16 protein-coding genes are annotated in these 21,000 nt (G+C 63.2%); 7 read left to right on the top strand and 9 right to left on the bottom strand.

What is annotated here, in order from left to right; translation table 11 throughout:
• Positions 1–6 precede the first annotated feature (6 nt).
• The 5 genes from DDIC_RS10940 to DDIC_RS10920 all read left to right on the top strand — a co-directional run bounded on the left by DDIC_RS10940 (position 7) and on the right by DDIC_RS10920 (position 8,419).
• Positions 7–1,809 carry an ASKHA domain-containing protein gene (locus tag DDIC_RS10940; protein WP_136400470.1) on the top strand — a complete coding sequence of 601 codons (1,803 nt, stop codon included), beginning with the start codon at positions 7–9 and terminating at the stop codon, positions 1,807–1,809.
• A complete protein-coding gene (locus DDIC_RS10935) occupies positions 1,810–4,023 on the top strand; it encodes a small ribosomal subunit Rsm22 family protein (RefSeq protein WP_136400469.1) in 2,214 nt (737 codons plus the stop codon).
• A 483-nt stretch (positions 4,024–4,506) separates the two neighbouring features.
• The gene (locus tag DDIC_RS10930) at positions 4,507–6,795 is read left to right on the top strand and encodes a vitamin B12-dependent ribonucleotide reductase (RefSeq protein WP_136400468.1); all 2,289 of its coding nucleotides are present in this window, start codon (positions 4,507–4,509) and stop codon (positions 6,793–6,795) included.
• 257 nt (positions 6,796–7,052) lie between these two features.
• Positions 7,053–7,559, top strand: a complete 507-nt coding sequence (locus DDIC_RS10925; RefSeq protein WP_136400467.1) for a metal-dependent hydrolase — start codon at positions 7,053–7,055, stop codon at positions 7,557–7,559.
• A gap of 62 nt (positions 7,560–7,621) precedes the next feature.
• Positions 7,622–8,419 carry a hypothetical protein gene (locus DDIC_RS10920; RefSeq protein ID WP_136400466.1) on the top strand — a complete coding sequence of 266 codons (798 nt, stop codon included), beginning with the start codon at positions 7,622–7,624 and terminating at the stop codon, positions 8,417–8,419.
• A gap of 242 nt (positions 8,420–8,661) precedes the next feature.
• Here DDIC_RS10920 and murJ read toward each other — a convergent pair whose 3' ends face one another.
• The 3 genes from murJ to DDIC_RS10905 form a co-directional block, all read right to left on the bottom strand.
• Positions 8,662–10,278, bottom strand: coding sequence for a murein biosynthesis integral membrane protein MurJ (gene murJ / locus DDIC_RS10915; RefSeq protein ID WP_136400465.1), 1,617 nt, complete (start codon positions 10,276–10,278; stop codon positions 8,662–8,664).
• Complete coding sequence (locus DDIC_RS10910) at positions 10,278–12,818, bottom strand: ribonuclease R family protein (protein WP_136400464.1); 2,541 nt, start codon at positions 12,816–12,818, stop codon at positions 10,278–10,280. Before DDIC_RS10910 ends, murJ begins: the two co-directional genes overlap by 1 nt.
• A 90-nt stretch (positions 12,819–12,908) precedes the next feature.
• Positions 12,909–13,613, bottom strand: a complete 705-nt coding sequence (locus DDIC_RS10905; protein ID WP_168732537.1) for a Bax inhibitor-1/YccA family protein — start codon at positions 13,611–13,613, stop codon at positions 12,909–12,911.
• 307 nt (positions 13,614–13,920) lie between these two features.
• On the opposite strand from DDIC_RS10905, the gene DDIC_RS10900 reads away from it, so the two are divergent.
• On the top strand, positions 13,921–14,517 hold the full coding sequence (locus tag DDIC_RS10900) for a peptidylprolyl isomerase (protein ID WP_136400463.1): 597 nt from the start codon (positions 13,921–13,923) through the stop codon (positions 14,515–14,517).
• 68 nt (positions 14,518–14,585) lie between these two features.
• Here DDIC_RS10900 and DDIC_RS10895 read toward each other — a convergent pair whose 3' ends face one another.
• Positions 14,586–14,972, bottom strand: a complete 387-nt coding sequence (locus DDIC_RS10895) for a winged helix-turn-helix transcriptional regulator (RefSeq protein WP_247647463.1) — start codon at positions 14,970–14,972, stop codon at positions 14,586–14,588.
• A 137-nt stretch (positions 14,973–15,109) separates the two neighbouring features.
• On the opposite strand from DDIC_RS10895, the gene DDIC_RS10890 reads away from it, so the two are divergent.
• Entirely contained in the window at positions 15,110–15,709 is a 600-nt protein-coding gene (locus tag DDIC_RS10890) for a flavodoxin family protein (RefSeq protein ID WP_136400462.1), read from the top strand.
• Between the two features lie 113 nt (positions 15,710–15,822).
• Here DDIC_RS10890 and ruvC read toward each other — a convergent pair whose 3' ends face one another.
• The 5 genes from ruvC to DDIC_RS10865 all read right to left on the bottom strand — a co-directional run bounded on the left by ruvC (position 15,823) and on the right by DDIC_RS10865 (position 20,971).
• Positions 15,823–16,326, bottom strand: a complete 504-nt coding sequence (gene ruvC, locus DDIC_RS10885) for a crossover junction endodeoxyribonuclease RuvC (protein ID WP_136400461.1) — start codon at positions 16,324–16,326, stop codon at positions 15,823–15,825.
• A gap of 6 nt (positions 16,327–16,332) precedes the next feature.
• Positions 16,333–17,136, bottom strand: a complete 804-nt coding sequence (locus DDIC_RS10880) for an MlaE family ABC transporter permease (protein ID WP_136400460.1) — start codon at positions 17,134–17,136, stop codon at positions 16,333–16,335.
• 8 nt (positions 17,137–17,144) lie between these two features.
• Positions 17,145–17,975, bottom strand: coding sequence for an SPOR domain-containing protein (locus DDIC_RS10875; protein ID WP_136400459.1), 831 nt, complete (start codon positions 17,973–17,975; stop codon positions 17,145–17,147).
• Between the two features lie 207 nt (positions 17,976–18,182).
• Positions 18,183–19,838, bottom strand: coding sequence for an arginine--tRNA ligase (gene argS, locus DDIC_RS10870; protein WP_136400458.1), 1,656 nt, complete (start codon positions 19,836–19,838; stop codon positions 18,183–18,185).
• A gap of 191 nt (positions 19,839–20,029) precedes the next feature.
• Complete coding sequence (locus tag DDIC_RS10865; protein WP_136400457.1) at positions 20,030–20,971, bottom strand: ACP S-malonyltransferase; 942 nt, start codon at positions 20,969–20,971, stop codon at positions 20,030–20,032.
• Positions 20,972–21,000 lie beyond the last annotated feature (29 nt).

The raw sequence follows: 21,000 nt of genomic DNA, 5'->3' as shown, positions 1-21,000 counted from the left end.
AAATAAATGTTGGTGCGTCTTTTTTTAGCTGGCGGCTGCGGTGCCCCCAACTCTGGAAGTGCTGCGCAGGCCCCGGCGGGCTTGACTATTGCCGCTAGTGCAGGGCAAAGCCTTTCGCACGCCATCTGGCTTTCCGGCCTGGTCCGCCCCTTGCCCCTGTGCGGCGGCCTGGGGCGTTGCGGGCGCTGCCGCGTGCGTTTTGTGCGCCATGCGCCGCCCGTTTTGCCAGCCGAGGAGTCGGTGTTTACCCCGCAGCAGCTGGCGGCTGGCTGGCGGTTGGCCTGCCGCCGTCAAGTCCCCGACGCTGGTGGGCTGACAGGCGAGGCGGCGCTTGAGCTAGAGCTGCCTGCGGAAAGTCTTGCGCCGCCGCAGGGCGCCACTGGGCCGCTGGCTTCGGAACCGCTGCCCCTGACGGCGACAAGGCCGCAGGCCTCCGGCGAGGGCCAGTCAGGCTACGTTGCTGACGGCACGGATGATCTGGTTTTGGCTGTGGATCTGGGCACAACCTCGCTGTGCTGGCGGGCGCTTACGGCCAGTGGCGTGCCCGTTGCCGAGGGCCGCGAGCTTAACCCGCAGGCCGGGGCCGGGGCCGACGTCATGTCGCGCCTTGCCGTGGCGCGCGAACCTCGCGGGCGCGAGCGGCTGGCCCTGCTGGCGCGGCAGGAACTGCGGCGGATAGTGGATTATTTGCTGCGAACCGGAAGGGGCCGGGTAGGGCGCATGTGTCTGGCCGCCAATACGGCCATGACCGATATTTTTCTCAACCGCGACGTCGAGGGGCTGTGCGCCGCCCCATACAGACTTGCTCACAGCGGGGATGAAACCGTAACTCTGCCGGATTTGCCGCCGGTATATATACCGCCGCTGCCAGCCCCTTTTGTGGGCGGCGATATCAGCGCCGGGCTGGCGGCATTGCTCGATGCGGACATTCCCCGCCCCTTCGTGCTGGCCGACCTTGGCACCAACGGCGAGCTGGCCCTGGTAACGGAGGCAGGCGGATTGTGGCTGGCCAGCGTGCCCCTGGGCCCCGCCCTTGAAGGCATCGGCCCCGAATGCGGGCAACTGGCCGGCCCCGGCGTGATTACAGGGTTTGCGCTTGCCCCCTCAGGGATTGCAGCGCGGTTTTATGAGACCGCGGCCGCAAAAAACACTTCGCAGACGCCGCATGAGCATGCCGCTGGCGGCATGTGCCCCTGCCCGGCCTGCAGTCAGGCGGCTGCCGCCGCAGGGCAGGGTTTGGCAGGCACGGCGCGGGGCATCAGCGCCACGGGCTATCTGTCGCTGCTGGCTGTTTTGCTGCGGGCGGGGGGGCTGCGTCAGGACGGCCAGTTTGTGGCCAACCCGGCCATGCCATTGGCCCGCAGGCTGACCGCTGGGCTGGAAACGCCCGGCCAGTGCAGTTTGTCAGGGGCCGGGGCGCGCCTGCATCTGCCGCACGGCATGTGGCTGGCCGCCGCCGATGTGGAGGAACTCCTCAAGGTAAAGGCGGCCTTTGCACTGGCGCTGGAGGCGCTGCTGCGGGCGGCAAGCCTGCCTGCCGGCAAGGTCGCGGCCCTGTGCCTGGCCGGTACTCTGGGCGAGCACGCCAACCCCGACGATCTTGAAACCCTGGGCTTTGTGCCTGCCGCACTGACCCGTCGCATCCGCGCCGTAGGCAATACAGCGCTGGACGGCGCGGCCCTGCTGGCCCTGCAGGGGGACAAAGCGGGGGCCTTGTCCCGCTTGTGCCGAGACGCCGTTGTGCTTTCCCTTGTGGATCAACCGAATTTTCACAATGATTATCTGCGCCATATGCGCTTTGGAGTTTAAATGTCCGCCAAAGATGATTCTTCCAATACTTCAGGTCGGCGAGGTCGCCGCTCGGGCGAGGGCGACAGCCGTGCCCGCGGCAATGCCCGCCGTGACAACCGTCCGGGTGAGCGTTCCGAAAGGCGGGAGGACGGCGGTTCCCGGAGCCGCGCCGCTGGGCGTCCCGACAGGCAGTCCGACAGGCGCGAAGACCGGCGTGACGGGCAGCGCAGCGACCGCCCCGGCAACCGCCGTAACGACAGGGCCGACGGCCGGTTTGAGCGCCGCAGCGACCGCGCTGGCGACAGACCCGTACGTGACGGGCAAAAAACGTTTGCTCCTTCGGGTCAGCGCCAGCCACTAGCGGCATCCGCCTGGCCTGCCGCGAGGGCGCTTTTTCCGCCAATGTCGGCGGAGACCATGCGCATTCTGGACATGTTGCCCGAGGCGCTGGCAAAGGTGTGGCCGCTCAACACCGCTCACCGGCGTTCGCTGCCCGACGACGTGGCAGACCTGTCGCGCCTGCTGACCACAGAGCGCGCTGGCCTCGCGCGCCCCTACTGGAGCTCCCCCGCGTCCATCAGCGCGTATCTGTATTACTTTTTGCCGTGGAACCTTGTGCGCCTCACGCGCATGCTGGCCAGCCTGCCGCTGCCCGATCCGCGCAGTGTTGCACCCCAAGGGGGCGAGGCCCTGCTGGTGGATGTGGGTTCCGGCCCGCTGACGCTGCCGCTGGCGCTCTGGCTGGCAAGGCCGCAGTGGCGTACTGCCCCCCTGCGGGTGCTGGCGCTCGACACATCGTCGCAGCCGCTGGAGCTTGGCAAAACCCTTATGGAAGTGCTGGGCGAGATGACGGGGCAGCCCGTCTGGCCCGTGCGGGTGGCCCGCGCGCCGCTTGATCAGGTGGTGCGGCAGGCCGCGCCCCTGCTGGCAGGCGGTCGGGCGCGTCCCTGGCTGGTCAGTGCCGCCAATGTGCTCAACGAGCTGCGCTTTGGCAAAAAGCACTCGCGCGGCGCAAGCGCCATAGAGGACGAGGACGAGTTCGACTCGCTGGATGGCGACGATCCGGATTTTGACGGCAACTCCGATACCGGCGCGGACGGCGAAAAGCCCGAAGGCTGCCGCGAGGACCGGCTGGACAGTTTTCTTGAATCCCTCTCCCCCCTGTTTGACCATGTTGGGGCCAAGCGGGAGGAGAACTCGGATGCTCCCGCTGCCGTAGGCCCCGCATTGCTGTTTGTGGAACCGGGTACCCGTCTTGGCGGCTCCACCATCATGCGCCTGCGGCAGCTGGCCGTGGACGGCGGGCTGACTGCTCTTGCCCCGTGTCCTCACCAGCTCGACTGCCCCTTGTTGCGCGGCCAGGGCGGGCGTACGTGGTGTCACTTTACCTTTGGCAGCGAGGGTGCGCCCCTTTGGCTTGAAGATATCTCGCTGACTGCGGGCCTTGGCAAAAGCGGCCTGAGTCTTTCGCCCCTGCTGCTCGCCGCCCTGCCCGAATCGCCTGCGGAAAACGGACCGGCGGTATCTGCCAGGGTGCTTTCCGCCCCGTTTCTTGTTCCCGGTCTGGCAGGCCGGGCGCGCTACGCCTGTTCCGGCAAGGGCATGCTCTTGCTCGAAAATGCCGAGGCTCTGGCCTCCGGCGAGGAACTGACCGTGACGGTGGCCCCCGGAGCCGAGCGCGACCGCAAAAGCGGAGCCCTGAAGGTAAGCCCCCCCCATTCGCAGGGCGAAAGGCCCGTAACACCCAGGCGGGATGCGGAAAGCCGCGATGGCCGCGAAAGTCGGGACACCCGTAACAACCGGGATAATCGGGAAGGGCGCGGCGACCATGATCGCCGTGACGGCGGCGACAGGGCAGGCAAGGGGCAACGGCCCGCATACCGCAGGGATGACGACACATCCGCAGGCAGGGGGCAGTCAGACCGCCCATCTCGTGACGACCGCGCCCGCCGCGATGACAGACCCCGCCGTGATGATCGGCAGGATCGCCGCGACGACCGCGGCAGTCAGGGAGGGCGGCCCTCCCGTCCTCAGGGGTCGGATCGTCCGCGCCGCGACGACCATCAGGGCAAACAGGATAGACATGATCGGCCCGATCGTCGCGACGACCGTCAGGACAAAAAAGACAGACATGATAGGCCAGCTCAGCGGCCAGCGCGACGCCCAGACCGGCAGGAAAGAAGCAGCCGCGGCGGGCAGGGCAGACGCTCCGGCCCTCGCAACGGCAAATAGTAATCTGCGCCGCCACGCCTTCAAATCCGGGCGCTGAGCGCCGCAAAAAAATGGGGGCAGGCTGTTTGCCTGCCCCTTGCTTTGGCGTGTGCAACCAAAACCGCATATGCCACGCGGGCAGTTCTGCATCTGTTGGCGATCCGGTTTGCTGCTCCGCTAGCTGCATACCCGGGCGGAGAAAAGCAAAAATTCCAGATCGCGTAATGCCGCGCCAGCAGCCAAAAAACAGACGTGCGGCCGTTGCGGCCTAAAAAAAGTTATTGATATTGATTACCTTTATTATTTAATATTTATGTTATTTTAATATGTTAATGGTATAATGCGGTTTTTCAGGGTCTTTTTTTTGCTTTTGTTCCGTGTATACTGGCGACTTCAAATATTGTTTGCGTATGCGCCCCAGACGGGGTTTTTGTTTTGCGGTTTGTATTCGGACTCCGGGGGCCGTTCAGGCGCCCTTATACCCTAAAAAGAGGCTGTTTTTTCATGTTCACAATGCCCAAAAATCTGCCGCAGCCCCAGCTGAAGCCCAACACGGAAGTTGTTTTGCAAAAACGGTATCTGCGCAAGGATCTGGCTGGCCGTCAGACAGAGACTCCGCGTGATCTGTTTTGGCGGGTGGCGGCTTCCATTGCCGCCCAGGAAGCCAAGTACTCGCAGTCTACCCGCAAGGGCGAAGACCTCGCCCGCGATTTTTACGACCTGATGACCAGCTGGAAGTTTTTGCCCAATTCTCCCACGCTCATGAACGCGGGGACAGACCTGGGCCAGCTCTCCGCCTGCTTTGTGCTGCCGGTGGGCGACTCCATTGAAGAAATTTTTGACGCGGTCAAATACGCGGCCATGATCCACAAATCGGGCGGCGGCACGGGCTTTTCCTTTTCGCGTCTGCGGCCCAAGGACAGCCGCGTGGGCTCCACCGGCGGCGTTGCCTCGGGGCCGGTGTCGTTTTTGCGCATTTTCAACACGGCCACAGAGCAGGTAAAACAGGGCGGAACCCGGCGCGGGGCCAATATGGGCATTTTGCGCGTCGACCATCCTGATATCCTTGAATTTATCCGCGCCAAGGAAAAAGAGGGCGAGTTTAACAACTTCAATCTTTCCGTGGGCCTTACAGAAGTGTTTATGCGCGCCGTTGAAAACGACGAGCATTATGACCTTGTGGCCCCCAATTCGGGCGAAGTGATAAACCGTCTGCGGGCGCGTGAGATATTTGACCTGCTGGTTAAAAAAGCCTGGCAGTCGGGCGATCCGGGCATCGTGTTTCTTGACCGCATCAACCGCGACAACCCCACCCCCGACCAGGGCGAGATTGAATCCACCAACCCTTGCGGCGAGCAGCCCCTGCTGCCTTATGAAGCCTGCAACCTGGGGTCCATCAATCTTTCGTGTTTTTATGTTCCCGGCCACCAAAACGACGCCGACCCCGCCCGCGAGGGCATTGACTGGGCCGAGCTCAAGCGCGTGGTGCACCTGGCGGTGCGCTTTTTGGACAACGTCATCGACGCTTCGCGTTTTCCGCTGGACAGCATCACCGAAACCGTGCGCAAAAACCGCAAGATCGGCCTGGGCGTCATGGGTTTTGCCGACCTGCTCTACCAGCTTGAGGTGGCCTATGATTCGCAGCCGGGCATTGAGCTTGGCGAGCGCATCATGGCCTTTATTCAGGACGAGGGGCACAAGGCTTCGGCCCAGCTGGCCACCGAGCGCGGGGCTTTTCCGGCTTACGCCACGTCGGTGTATGCCAAAAAGAAGCAGGGTCCCTACCGCAACGCCACGGTAACCACCATCGCGCCCACGGGTACGCTCTCCATCATCGCGGGCTGCTCATCGGGCGTGGAGCCGTTGTTTGCCCTGTGCTTTACCCGCAATATCCTTGACGGCGAGCGCCTTGTGGAAGTGAACCCCCATTTTGAGGCCGCCCTGGCAGATACCGGTCTTTTCAGCCACGAGCTGATGGACGCTGTGGTGGCCAAGGGCTCCATAAAGGATATGGACTATCTGCCCGCCAAGTTGCGCAAGATTTATGTGACGGCCATGGATATCGCCCCGGTGTGGCACCTGCGCATGCAGGCGGCTTTTCAGCGCCACACCGACAATGCCGTGTCAAAAACCGTTAATCTGTCCAACAGCGCGACGGAACAGGATATTTTTGACATCTACTGGTTGGCCTATCAGGAGGGCTGCAAGGGCGTCACCGTGTACCGCGACGGCTGCAAAAGCATCCAGGTGCTGGCCACGGGCGAAGGCCAAAAGAAGATGGACGGCGATACCGGCGGAACCCCGGAGGCGCAGGCCCCGTCTGGCCCGGCGCAGCCCGGAGCAGGCGTGCGCAAACGGCCCGACGTCGTGTGGGGCTTTACGCAAAAGGTCCCCACCGGGCTTGGGGCCATGTACCTCACCGTCAACGAGGTGGATGGCAAACCCTTTGAGGTTTTTGCCACCATCGGCAAGTCTGGCCGCTCCATTACCGCCAAGGCCGAGGCCATTGGCCGTCTGGTGTCGCTGGCCCTGCGCTCTGGAGTGCACGTGCGCGACGTGGTTGCCCAGATCAAGGGCATTGGCGGCGAGCACCCTGTCTTTCGGGGCAAGGGGCTGCTGCTTTCCATCCCCGACGCCATCGCCTGGGTGCTCGAAAAACGTTACCTCAAGGATGAACACATCGGCGACTTCAACGACCTGCAAGCCCAGAATTGCCCCGAATGCGGCGAACCGCTGGTCTTTCAGGAAGGTTGCCTCATCTGCCCCGGCTGCGGTTTTTCGCGCTGCGGGTAACCGCCGAAGCTGATTGACGGTGGGATATTTGGCGGGGGGTGACTCCACCGCTCAATGATCCTTGCTTATGGTTCAGGCTGTTGCAGGAGTCTTTTGTTAAAACGGGGCAAACCGGGTTGTTGTAAAAATCCGTATTGCGAAAAGCCCCGTATGGCTCAGGGCAGCCAACCTGCGTTGCAGTAATATCCTTGCGGGGAGGGATGCTCTTTTGTACAAGAGATTCCTCCCCGCAATATTTTTTACCCAACGGTTCTCACATGAAATGGATTACGCATCAGGCCACAGCCGTGGCGGCGGCGCTGGCGCTGCACCTTCCCTTGGAGGGCGTGGCTGCGGCCTGCGCTGGCGCTGTGCTGCCCGACGTGCTTGATCAGCGCATAGCGGGCCTGGCCCCCACCCGCAGGGGGCGGCAAAAGGTATTTAACGCCATCCACAGGGGGACTACCCACTGGTTTGGCTGGTGGCTGGCGGTATGCGTGGCGGCCTTTGCGCTGTCGCCGTCAAGTTTTGGAGCGCTTGGCCGCGATGCCTTGCTGGGGCTTGGCTTTGGCGGCTTGAGCCATGTGCTGCTCGATATGCTGACCCCGTCGGGCGTGCCGCTCACGCCGTTTTCGCGCCAGAACAAGCTGTCGCTCAAGCTGTGCTCAACGGGCAGCCTTGGAGAATACTGCTTTCTGGCCTGCGTGGCGGGCGCGACATGGCTGCTGTACCATGACGACCTGTTGCGCCTGACGCGCAAGCTGGGTCACGCACAGCTGTTTTAATCAACTGCTGCAGGCCGCAACGACGCGGCAATGCCTAAGTGCAGCAACAGGGCGGTTAGCCGATGCTGGTCAAGATTTTTCTCACGCCTTTGCTCATTCTCATGTGCCTGCTGGTGGCCCGCCGGTGGGGATCGTTTGTGGGCGGCGTTATAGCCGGGCTGCCGCTTATTTCCGGCCCGGTGTCTTTTTTTCTCACGCTTGAGCAGGGGCCGGATTTTTCCGCCGCCGCCTCGTACAACACCCTGCTGGGGGTGCTGGCCTGCACGGCTACGGCCCTTATCTATCCCCGGCTGGCGGCGCTGGGCATGCCCTGGTTTGTGGCCCTGCCAGCGGCCCTTGGCGGTTTTTTTGGCGGCGGCATGCTGGTGCTGCATCTGCCGTTCACGCATCTGTGGGCGGTAATCCTCTCGTCCCTTGCACCGGTGCTGGTGCTGGCCTGCCTGCCCAGAATTACGGCCCGCTGCGAGCACGGCCACGCAATGACGGCCTACGTGCGCGTACCCGTGCAGATGGCCTGCGGGGCCACGCTGGTGTATGCGGTGACCGAAGCCGCCCACTGGCTCGGACCCGGCTGGAGCGGCGTGCTAATGTTTTTTCCCGTCATGGTCTGCTCCATTGTGCCCTTTGCCCACGCCACGCTGGGGGCTGCGGCCGTGGTGAGCATCTTTCGCGGCATCATGGCTGGGTGGTTTGGCTGCATTGCCTTTGCGGTGGTGGTGATGACAGGGGTTGAGCATCTGTCGCTGTGGCTGTGCTACAGCCTCGCATCGGCGGCGGCCTTGCTGGCGGGCGCGGTCATTTCCCTGCTTGAGCGACGCTTGCAGCAAAAGCATGCCGCAGCCGTAAAAAAAGAATCATAGCCCGATGGCGACCATGCCGGTGCGTTGCCCAGGGATTGAGAAGAAAGGGGCATTCCCCTTGAGTTATGGCGTAAAAAGAATCCCTGCTTGACCTGAAACTGAAGTAATGGTTTTGGGGAGCTGTGCGGGGAGAAGCCCCTTTGCTCTGCTGTCCATTATTCTACCCCTCTGCAAGGTCAAGAATAACGTCCCTCCGGGGCGTCCGTAAAAGCCCCGCCTCCCGCAAAATATCTCCAAAACAATCAGGCTGCGCCGCGCTTGCGCCGCAGGCGCTGCAGCACCGGCTCAAGCGTCTCGGGCGCGTTTTGCCACGCAATGGGCAAAAACAGCGCCGCAAAGGCGCAGCTGCCCAGCACCAGCACCACGCAGGCCCTGATAATGGGCGACAGGGCAAGGGTGCGCATGCACGCCTCCGAGGTCCACCAGCCCGCAGCTGTGGCGGGCAGACAGCACAGCGTCACCCGTAGCGCCAGCCCCGGCAGACCGGCAAAAGCCCCGCCGCCGTGACGGCGAATCCATATGGCGACCAGCCACAGCACGTACAGGCTCACGCTCAGGCCGGAGAGGGACGCGATGGCCCAAGCCCCGTGGGGCACGGCCCACCAGTAGTACAGCGGCACGCACACAAGGGTCATGACCGTGCCTGTCGCCGCTGGGGTTATGGTGTCGCCGTGGGCGTAGTAGGCCCGCACCAGCACCATGTAGATAATCCAGAAGGGCGTAGCGGCCAGCATGATGCGGGTGAGCGGCAGGGTCGCCAGCGTGTCGGCGGGGCTGAAGCGTCCGCCCTGAAAAATAACGCCCAGTATGGGCCAGCTGGTGGCCGCCATGCAGAAGGCGCAAGGGATGATAAGTGCCACACTGGCCCTCAGGGCCGTACGCAGGGTGGTGTTGAAGCGTTCGGTTTCGCCCTGGGCCAGCAGCGAGACCAAAAACGGGTAGGAGGCCACCGCCGCCGCCTGTCCAACCAGCCCCACAGGAACCTGCGTGATGCGCCGCGCGTAGTTGAGCAGGCTTACTGCGCCGTCGCCCGCCAGGCTGCCGAACACCCGCAGAAACTGCTCGTCCAGCATCATGATGGTCTGCCCCAGCATGAGGGGCAGGGCGGTGAGCAAAAATTTGCCCATGAGCGGATGCCGCCAGACCATGCGCAGCCGCAGTCCCTGCTGCTCCGCCACCCGCAGGGGCAGTGCAAAGGTTCCCAGGGCAGCGCCCAGGGTCACGCCCACGCAGTAGCCCGTCATGCCGTCCATGTGCGCCAGCAGGCCTGCGGGCAGGGTGGTTTGCGCTGTCCTGGTTGTTGCCAGCCAGGGCAGCAGCAGGCCCACGGCAATGATGGCCCCGTTGTAGATAAGCGGGGCCAGCGCGGGCACGCGAAACTGCCGCCGCATGAACAGCAGGGCCGTGAGGCACGCCCCGCACAAAAAGAATATCTGGGCGGGCAGGATGATGCGCATAAAAAAGGCCAGCCGCACCCACTGTTCAGGTGTAAATCCGGGGGCCACAGTCCGTGCCAGCCATGGGGCAAGAGCCATGCCGCCAATGGTCAGCAGGGTCGAGGCCGCCGCCATCCAGCAGAACACGCAAGAAAAAAAGCCCCAGGCATCAACCTCGTCCTCCTGAAACCGGCGGGTCAGCAGGGGGATGATGGTGATGGACATAAAGCCGCCAGCCAGCAGATAATTGATGATGTCGGGCACCACAAAGGCGGCGAAATACATGTCTGATTCGCCGCCAGCGCCAAACTGCCACGAGATGATCTTGTCGCGGGCAAGGCCCATGAGGCGCGACAGCACAGTGCTGGCCGCCAGTATGAGGGCGGCGGCTCCCATGCGTTGCTGGGCTGTGAGCAGCGCCATCAGCGGCCCCGTTTTTTGCTGGTCTTGCCCGTGCCCCCGCCGGAGTTGCCGCCACCAGCGCTGTTGCCGCCAGAGCGAGCGCCGCCAGAATTTTTTCCGCCGCTACGGCGGCTCGACTTACCGCCGCCTGCGGCCTTGCTCCCACGTTTGCCGGATTCGTCGCCCGGCGAGGTGACCTTCCAGCCGGAGCGTGTACCGTCGGGGCGGCTTGTGCTGCCTGGTTTTGCGCCGCCTTTGCGGGCGGGCCTGCGGGTGGGCTTGCCCCTGCCGCGCCCTGCGCCGCCCTGCGCGGCCTTGGGCAGCTCCAGCGGCATGAGGCGTATTTCAAGGCGGCCAAGGTTGACCTCGGCCAGCGCCACCTCGAGGCTCTGGCCCATGCGCCACATGACGCCGGAGCGCTGGCCCACCAGGCTCATGGTGTGCGGGTCGAAGTCGTACCAGTCGTCGCCAAGGTCATCGATGCGGATCATGCCTTCAACAGGCATTTCGGCCAGTTCCACAAATATGCCAAAGTCGGTCACCCCGGCCACCAGCCCTTTGAAGTGCTCGCCCACGCGTGGCAGCAGGGCAAGGCAGCCCATGCGGCGGTCCATCTCGCGCTCGCAGGCCATGGACGCGCGTTCGCGCCGGTTGATCTGGTCGCCGATGCGCAGCAGCTTTTGCCCGGCGGGCAGTGCGCCCACGCCGATGCCCAGAGCGGTCTTGAGTGCCCTATGGGTCAGCAGGTCGGCGTAGCGGCGGATGGGCGAGGTAAAGTGGCAGTACGCCTGCGAAGCCAGGCCAAAGTGCCCCTCGTTGACGGGCTGGTAGCGGGCCTGCGGCATGGCCCGCAGGCACAGGCGGTTGACCAGGAATTCCTGATCCGTGCCCTGTACGCGGGCAAGTATGCCCTGCATGGCGGCTGCATCGGGCTGGGCGGGCAGGTCCTCCATCCCGGTACCTGCGAGCGTGTCAAAAAGGCTCTCCAGCCGTTCCGGGTCGGGCAGGGGATGCACGCGGTACAAAAAGGGCATGCCCGCGTCGCGCAGGTAACGCGCCACGGCCTCGTTGGCCGCGATCATGAATTCTTCAATAAGCCTGTGGGCGTCGTGCCGCTGCCGGTGCCCCATCCAGACAACGCGCCCTGCTTCGTCCAGGCGGCTGTCCGCCTCGGGCAGGTCAAAGTCAAGGCTGCCGCGCTGGCGGCGTGCTTCGCGCAGCGCCGCATACAGGGCAAAGGCCTTCTGCAGCATGGCGATAACCTCATCGCCGCGCGGGTTTTCGCGCAGGGCGGCAAGGGCGGCGGGGTCGTGGTCGAGCATGCAGGCCTTGACCTGATCATAGGTCAGCCGCGCCGCCGAACGCATGACCACCTGGGCAAAGCGCGGCTTGCCGGGCTTGCCCTGCGGAGAAAATGGAATCTCCGCCAGCATTGCCAGCCGGTCAACATCAGGGCGCAGGCTGCACAGGCCGTTGGAGAGCGCTTCGGGCAGCATGGGTTCGACCGAGCGGGGGAAGTACCACGAATTGCCGCGCGCAAGGGCCTCGGCATCCAGCGCGCCGGTACTGCCGCTGCCGCGGGGGCGCACGTAGTGGCTTACGTCGGCAATGGCCACGCGCAGCAGCCAGCCGCCGCCGGGGCGGTCCTCAACCTGCACGGCGTCGTCAAAGTCGCGGGCGTCGGCTCCGTCAATGGTCACCAGAGGCAGTGGGCGCACGTCTTCGCGGTTGCGCATGTCTTCGGGCGTGGGGCCGTCGGGCAGGTTTTGGGCCTCGGCCAGCGCACCGGCGGGAAAGTCGCGCGGCACCTCATGGTTGAGCTTGACCAGCTCTTCCTGCACGGCCACGTCGTCCTCGCGGCCATAGTTGCCCACGAGGCGGGCAGTCCACAGGTCCGAGGCCAGCCGCTGCAGCGGGGCGAGCAGTACCAGCGTGCCTGGCTGGGGGGGCGTTTGACCCTCCGTCAGCTCGACACTGAAATTTACGCTCAGCCGGGCGTCAGCCGGGCGGCAAAAAAGCGTGTTGCCCGTGCGGTGAGCAGCGTGGGCGGGTATTTCCTTGAGGCCGCGTTCGACGACCTCGATGATGCGTCCCTCGGGCGAGGGGCCGCGAGAAGCGCCGGGGCTGAGCGCCACGCGCACAATGTCCTGATGCCAGGCCTCGCCAGTTTGCCCGGCGGGAATGTACACGTCGCGCTCGCCGGTAAATTCGAGCCTGCTGTCGCGGTTGTTTTCGTCCCCGTCGGCGGGGCGCATGGGCGTGACAAAGCCCCCCCTGTCGCGCAGGGAACTGAAGCGGCCCAAGATATGCTTGAGGGATTCGGGGCGCGCCCACAGGCCGCCTCGCAGCCGCAGCAGGCTGCCCTGGTCGGCCAGTGTGGCGAGCAGGGCTTCCAGATCGCCCTTGGCGCGGCGGGCAAGGCCCAGCACGCTCAAGATGCCGTCCACGCGCATGGGGCGCGACTGGGCGGCGAGGGTTTTCAGCAGTTCCTCACGCGAGGGAAAGCCGGGGGTATGTTCAGCAGCGCCAAACGCGCCGCGTGGGGATTTTTTCTTTTTCATAAAATTCCGTAGTGCGAAAAAAGGGGGCAAAAGGCCTGGCCTTTCGCCCCCAGTCTCTCAAATCTCAGACTGCGCTGGCGCAGGGCCGCGTCACTCGCGGTTGCCGCCAAACAGGCGCAGCATCATGAGGAAGAGGTTGATAAAATCAAGGTACAGGGTCAACGCGCCAAGTATGGCGCCTCGGCGCACGGCCGTGCCGTCCTCGAGGGGGGCGTTCTCGCCGAACTGGCGCAGCTTCTGCGTGTCATAAGCGGTCAGGCCGGTGAAGATGAGCACGCCAAGGCAGCTGATGATAAAGTCCATCATGCTGCTCTTGAGGAAGATGTTGACCAGCGAGGCGATGACAATGCCGATGAGCCCCATGAAAAGGAAGCTGCCCATGGCGGTGAGATCGCGCTTGGTAACCGTGCCGTAGACCGACATGGCCAGGAAGGTGCCCGTGGTCACCAGAAAGGCGTTGGCGATGGACGCGATGGGGTAGACCACAAAAATGGACGAAAGCGTTGCGCCCGTAACGGCCGAGTACAGCAAAAACAGCCCTGTGGCCATGCCGCCGGACATTTTGTGAACCGCCGCCGAAAGGGCGATGACAAGGCCAAACTGGGCCACCAGCATGAGAACAAGCACAATGGTGTTGCCAAAAATGGCTTCCTGCACGGCAGGCGAGCTGGCAACTGCGTAGGCTACAACTGTGGTTACGCCCAGACCGGCGGTCATCCACTGATAAACCTGACGCATGTAAATGGAAGCGACGCTGCTGGCGGCGCCTTGGGCAACACTGCGGGTGTACGACATTATATCCTCCGAAAAGCAGTTGAAGGCGTTCAGCCTGCATGGCGGCTGCGGCTCCCGTGCCGCAGTGCCGTCTTGAGGCCTGAAGTTTGTCTTCTGCCTGTAAGTATAATGACGGCAGCAGCAATTAGCAAGGGCTGGAGGGGGAAACTTCGCCTTGCGGCCTGCCCGAAAGCCGTCGTCCGGCCCGGGCGGGGGCCATATGCACATGCGTGTCGGCCCCCTGCGCACCCTTGCTGCCCGGCAGGCCCCGTGCTACCTTGCGGCCTGCCGGGGCAACCCCGGCACACCAAACTTTGAGGAGTATTCCATGAAATCATTTCGTGTATTTTTTCGTGCGCTTACGTTGACTCTCTGCCTTGGGGCCGTCCTTGCTCTGGCCGGTCAGGCTCAGGCCGCCGACCCCGACCCGACAGTAAAGCTCGAGACCAGCATGGGCGACATCTTTGTGCGCCTTGATTCGCGCAAGGCCCCCATCAGCACGGCCAACTTTGTGCAGTACGTCAAATCGGGCTTTTACGACGGCACGGTTTTTCACCGCGTCATCAAAAATTTTATGATTCAGGGCGGCGGCATGACTGCCGACCTGAAGCAGAAGTCTGCCCGCGCCTCCATCCGCAACGAGGCTGACAACGGCCTGAAAAACAAAAAGTACACCATTGCCATGGCCCGTACCGGCGAGCCGCATTCGGCCTCGTCGCAGTTCTTTATCAATGCCAAGGACAACGACTTTCTCGACTTCAAGAGCCAGACCCCCCAGGGCTGGGGCTACGCCGTGTTTGGCAAGGTCATCAAGGGGCAGGAAGTGGTAGACAAGATTGCCGCCGTGCAGACCGGCAAAAAGGGCTACTACGACGATGTACCCATGGAAAACGTGGTTATCAAAAAGGCCGTTGTGGTGGAATAGCCCGACGGCAGGTATGCATGGCGGCGTTGCCGCCGTGTGCAGGCGGAGGGTCTACTGGCCCTCCGTTTTTATTTTTCCGCCGGTGCGGCGCTGGCTGTGGCGGCTGCCCGCCCACGGCTGTTTTCATACATGCTGCCCCAGGCCTTCAGCGATTCCATGATGGGCACAAGCGAAACGCCCAGCGGCGTGAGCGAATAATCCACCCGTGGCGGAACCGTGCCGTACACCTTGCGGCTCACAAGGCCGTCGTCCTCCAGTTCGCGCAGCTGGCGCACCAGCATACGCTCGCTGATTTCCGGCAGGGTACGCCGCAACTGGCCGAAGCGAATGACCTTCTGCAACGACAAAAAATAGATGACCAGCAGCTTCCACTTGCCGCCAATGAGCTGCAAGGTGAGTTCAAAGTGGCAGCGGTAATTGCCCATCACGGGCGGGCATTGGGGCGTATTTTCCATGTGGGTGTCCTGCGCTTTCGATACTATACTTTTTATCAGTACCTGCTATTTGTGTTACAATATGTTTTTTTTATCAGTACTTCAACTTTTGCAGATAAGGGATATGATGTAAGAAAACGATCACCCAGGAGATACGCATGAAAGTACTGGCCATAAACGGCAGCCCCAGAAAAAACGGCAATACGGCCCTGCTGCTGCAGGAGGCGCTGGCCCCCCTGCGCGAAGCGGGCTGGGAAGTGGAAACTGTGCAGCTGGGCGGCAAAAAGATTCAGGGATGCCGGGGCTGTGAAAAATGCGCGGAACTCAAGAATGGCCGCTGCATTTTTGACAACGACCTGCTCAACGAACTGCTGCAAAAAATGCTGGCGGCAGATGCCATGATTCTGGGTACGCCCTGTTATTTTACGGATATGTCTGCGGAGCTGAAAGCGCTGGTGGACAGGGCCGGGTTTGTGGCCTACGTCAACGGCGGCCTTTTTCAGGGCAAAATTGGCGCGGCAGTGGTGGCTGCGGGGCGGGCAGGGGCCACCCACGCTTACGACAGCATCAACCACATGTTTTTGATGTCCAAGATGCTTGTGCCCGGTTCGACCTACTGGAACGTGGGTTTTGGCCATGCAGAAGGGGAAGCGGGAAAGGACGCCTTTGCCCTGGAAAACATGCGGCACCTGGGCCGGGCCATAGACTGGCTGGGCAGGGCGGTAGCGCCGCACATGGCGGAATATCCGGCGTTCTGAGTGCAGGAACGCGCCACAAAATCGCAGTATACAACGTGGTGCAAGCGGAGCGGTTAAGTCAGGCGGGTGGACGAAGCTGCAGGGCGGAGCTGGAGGCTGCGCATGAGCGGAGGCTACTTGCCCGTCAGTGCGGCAAAGCGGCGTACTGTAAGATGACACACGGCCACAGCCAGCGCGTCCGAGGTGTCCAGCGCCCAGTTGGCGTTTTTGACGTTGAGCAGACGCTGCACCATAAAGGCCACTTGTTCTTTTTCGGCCCGGCCTGTTCCCACAAGGGATTTTTTGACCAGTGTGGGCTCGTAGTCGCTGATGGAGAGGCCCTGCGCCGCGCAGGCGGCCACGGCCACTCCCCGCGCCTGGCCGAGTTTGAGGGCGGAGGCGGCGTTTTTGGCGGTAAAGACCTGTTCTATGGCGGCTTCTTCCGGCTTGAGGCGGGACAGCACTGCTGAAAGCTCGTGATAGATGCGCGCCAGCCGGTCAGAAAATTCCTTCCCCGCCGAGGCGGTGCGCACCACGCCGCAATCCACCAGCTGCAGCACGCCTGAAGCTTCGCGCACCACGCCCCAGCCCGTACGCTGCGAGCCGGGGTCGATGCCTATGACAGTTACCGCCTGCATGGCCTGCTAGAGCAGAAACGAGGTTACAATATAGTCGGCTGCAAGGATAAGCACGCACGAGATGACCACTGCGGAGGTTGTGGCGTTGCCCACGGCCTCCGGGCCTACGCTGTCGCGTCGCTTGTTGGTAAAGTAGCCCTGACGGCAGCAGACGGTGGTGACCAGCAGGCCGAAAAGTATAGCTTTGATAAAGCCGCCGTTAACGTCTGTGGCGGTCACGGAGCTGGTGATACGGTAAAAATACGCGCCTTCGTTGATGCCCAGCATGAGCACGCCCGTGAGGTAGCCGCCGATGATGCCGATAACGTCAAACACCGCCGTCAGCAGCGGAAAGGCGATGAGCGAGGCCACAATGCGCGGGCTGACCAGATAGCCCATGGAGTTGATGTCCATGACGTCCAGGGCGTCTATCTGGTCGGTAATGCGCATTACGCCGATCTCGGCCGTCATGGAGGACCCGGCGCGACCCGTAAGCATGATGGCCGTGAGCACTGGCCCAAGCTCGCGGATAAGCGTCAGCGACACGGCGGAGCCCAGCATGCCCACAGAGCCGAATTTCACCAGGGTGTAATAGCCCTGCAGGCCAAGCACCATGCCGCAAAATACGCCGATGAGCATGATAAGAAACAGCGATTTTGAACCAATGATATAGAGCTGTTGCATGGTGCGCGGAAAGATCTTGGGGCTGGCAAACATCTGCGCCAGTCCTTCGAACATGAACAGGGCCGTGCCGCCAAGGGCGTCAACGCCGCGCAGACAGGGTCGCCCGATCTTGCGCAGAAAATCGCCAAAAGATTCGGTTGCCGTCATGGTACGCCTCACCGCCCGGTTTTTTGCGGTTTGCTTGAAACCGGTTTTTGCGAAACCTGAATGGGCACGCCAAGCCTCATGTGGCGCAGGTCTTCACGCAGGTTGAAGGCGTCGTCTTCCGTGCCGCGCATGTTGACCAGCACAAGCACGAGCTTGCCGCTTTTCTGGGTGCGGGTATGCAGCCCCTTGCCCTCGAGACGCGTGCGCAGCTTGTCGGCGTCTTCGTCAGACTTGAACGCCGCCACCTGGTACACGTAATCGAATTGCGGCCCGGTTTTTGCCGGGGCTGGCTTGGCGGCCTGCGCACCGTTTTGCGCGCCCGTCTGTGCCCCCGCCTGTGCTCCCGCCTGATTGGCGCCAGGTTTGATGCCCCACGCCGCCATGCTGTTGGGCGAAGGCTGCGAAAAGGGATAGGCCGGGGCCTGCGGAGCTTGTTGGGCCTGCGGGGCCGCCGCTTTTTGCCCCTTGCCGTCGGCGGGTTTGCCGGGCTGGTCAGGGGCCGCCGTAGCCGGGGGCGCAGCTGCGTCAGCCGTCGGGGCCTGTGCGTCGGCGGTTTCCGCCGCAGCAGCAGCTGGCGCAGGAACCTCCTGCTGAGCGGGTTTGCCCTTGCCCGGGGCGGAATCCTTGGAGATCATACTGGTCATCTGCTCGACGCGGGTCTCGGGGTTTTGCCCGCGCCCGACCATAAAGCCCATAAAAAACGACCAGCCCACAGCGACCGCCAGGATGGTTCCCAGCAGCGCGGCCATTGGCCCCGAAAGGCGGATAACAAAGCGGCGCTTCTCGCCCGAAGGCTGGGAAACGACAGATTTGCGGGGTTTACGTAAGGGGGCGGCCATCAGGTATCCTCCGTCGTGGGCCACTGGCCTTTGTATCCTGCCTGTGCAGGCGCATGCTGTAAAGATGCGCGGGCGACCGCGTCAAACCTTGCCAGGATGCGCCTTGCAGCAGGCACAAGACTCAATGGGCGCACGCCGAGTATTCGACGTTTTTGCAGTCAGCGGGGCAAATGCCCGCTCTTTGGTTGCCGGCAGGCAAAACCCTGCCTACATGCTCTCCGGAGCGCTTACGCCAAGTACGTCCAGGCCGTTGCGCAGCACCTGACCGATGGAGCGCAGGAGGGCCAGGCGGGCCAGGGTGCGCGGCGCGTCGTCGGCCAGCAGCACCTGATGCTTGGCGTAGTAGCTGTGCAGCTGTCCGGCCAGTTCTGTAAGGTAGGTGCTCACATGGTGCACGCCAAGCGATTTGGCGGCAGAGGCCAGCATGTCTTCAAGCGTTGCGGCCTTGCGCAGCAGGGCCATGTCTTCTGGCGTATCAAGCCCTTGCAGCAGGGCGGCATCGGCCTTGCCGGGCAGCGCAAAACCGCGTTCCTCAGCCCTGCGCAGCACGGCGCAGATGCGCGCGTGGGCGTACTGCACATAGTACACGGGGTTGTCGAGGCTGCGCTGTTTGGCAAGCTCAAGGTCAAAGTCGAGCGGGCTGTCGCTCTTGCGCGAAAGAAACATGAAACGCGCCGCGTCCACGCCCACTTCCTTGATGACGTCGGCCAGGGTTTCAAACGTGCCCGCGCGGGTGGACATGCTCACGGGCTGACCCTCGCGCAGCAGGTTGACCAGCTGGATAAGCACCACGTCAAAGCTGTCCTGCGTTTTGCCCATGGCAGTGATGGCCGCGCGCATACGCGGGATGTAGCCGTGGTGGTCTGCGCCCCAGATGTCGATGAGCCAGTCGTAGCCGCGCTGGAACTTGTCGTGGTGGTAGGCGATGTCGGAGGCAAAGTAGGTCAGGCTGCCGTCAGACTTGCGCAGCACGCGGTTTTTGTCGTCGCCGAGATTTTCGGTGGCAAACCAGTAGGCATTGTCTTTTTCGTAGGTATAGCCTGCGGAATCGAGCGCCTTGAAAGCGGCGGCCACGGCCCCGCCTTCCACCAGTGTTTTTTCGGAAAACCAGCGCTGGTGCTCAACGCGAAATTCGTTGAGGTCGGCCTTGATGCCGTTGAGGATGTCGTTCATGGCCTTGTCGTAGCACACGTCCTGTCCCTCGGCGTCGGGCAGCTGCACAAGGGCGGGGTTGGCGTCGAGCATCTCGCGGGCGATGTCGATGATGTAGTCGCCCTTGTAGTAGTCTTCGGGCCAGGTAACGGGCATGCCGGCCAGTTCCTTGGCGCGCAGCCATACCGAAAGGCCCAGCAGGCGCATCTGGCGACCGGCGTCGTTGATGTAATATTCCGTATTTACGTCGTAGCCGGCCATGCGCAGCAGGCGGGCAAGGCTGTCGCCCACGGCCGCGCCGCGCCCGTGCCCCACATGCAGGGGGCCGGTGGGGTTGGCCGACACGTATTCCAGCAGCACTTTTTTGCCCGCGCCGCCCGTGCTCTTGCCGTATTCCGCGCCGGCGGATTCAATATCCACCACAGTGCCGCGCCAAAAATCCTGCGTAAAGGTCACGTTGCAAAAGCCGGGGCCAGCCGCCTCGGCATGTGCCACATCGGGGCAACGCTCCACGAGCTTCTGGGCAAATTTTTGCGCCAGCTCACGGGGGTTGGCCTTGGCCTCCCTGGCCAGCAGCATGGCGGAGTTCACAGACAGATCGCCGTGCTTGGGGTCGCGGGGCGGCTCGATGACGGTTTTGACGGGCCAGGCAAGGCCTTCTTCTTCAATAATGCCCTTCAGGGCCGTGCGCAGGGTATCAATGGCGCGCATAGTGCTGGTGTCCTTTTGTGCAACGGTTGCGGCTGGTCGCCTATGGTAGCCGGGGCCTGCGCCGCCGGAAACCCCGTTTCGGGTTCATGCGCCCCCTGCCTGCGGCCAGTGCCGCGCGGGAACGCATGAAGAAAAAAGTTGGCAAAAAATACGGAAGAACCCGCCCGAACAATCGGGCCGCTCCCCGGATACTATCCCGCAAAGGCCGAAGCGGTCTCCGCATTGTTGACCAGTTCGACGGCAAGGTCTTCCGCTTGAGCGGTACCGGCCAGGCACGGCGCAACCATTTTGCCCAGTACGGCCTTGGGGCCGAGCTCGAGCCAGCGGCGCGCGCCGTCGGCATACTGGTTGCGCATGGTGTCTATCCACAGCACGGACGAGGTCATCTGTACAAGCAGGCTGTCGCGGGCGCTCTCGCCGTCGGTCACGGCCTTGCCATGGGCGTTGCAGTACACGGGGAATCTGGGTTTGCTCCACACGGCCTTGCGCAGCAGGGGGGCAAGCTCCCTGTTGGCCTCGGCCATCATGGGGCTGTGAAACGCGCCGCTGACCTTGAGCTCAAGGCCACGGCCCTTGCGCTCCTTGGCCTTCTGGCAGGCCAGGGTTACGGCTGCCTTGGCGCCGCTGATAACAAGCTGGCCGGGGGTGTTGTAGTTGGCAACCAGCAAAAGTTCGCCGCACTGGGCGACTGTTTCGGCCACAATTTCTTCAATGGCGGGCTGGTCGAGCTTGAGCAGGGCGGCCATGCCGCCTTTGCCGTCGGGGTCTGCCTCGGCCATAAGGCGGCCTCGCAGGGCGGTGAGCTCAAGAGCGCTCTCGGCGGACAGCACGCCTGCGGCGGCCATGGCGCTGAACTCGCCAAGGCTGTGCCCGGCTGCGCCGCGCACGCTGGCGCGCGCGGCAACGGCGCTCCAGAGGTTCAGGTTCACCACGGTCAGGGCGGGCTGCAGGGCGCGGGTGTCGCTCATGGCGGCAGCGTCGCCTTCCCAGTAAATTTCGCGCAGGGGCAGACCGCTGATGCGCTCGGCCTGCTTCCAGAGGTTCATGGCATCGGAAGAGGCCTCGGCCAGATCGCGGCCCATGCCCGACTCTTGCGAGCCCTGGCCGGGAAAGAGCAGAACGGCTTGTGTCATGACGGGGGTTATCCTCCAGTGGCGCACAA

Origin of the sequence: Desulfovibrio desulfuricans, from assembly GCF_004801255.1 — a bacterium.
GTDB lineage: Bacteria > Desulfobacterota > Desulfovibrionia > Desulfovibrionales > Desulfovibrionaceae > Desulfovibrio > Desulfovibrio desulfuricans_C.
Note: the sequence above shows the minus strand (reverse complement) of the source record. Positions and strands in the feature narration are given on the sequence as shown.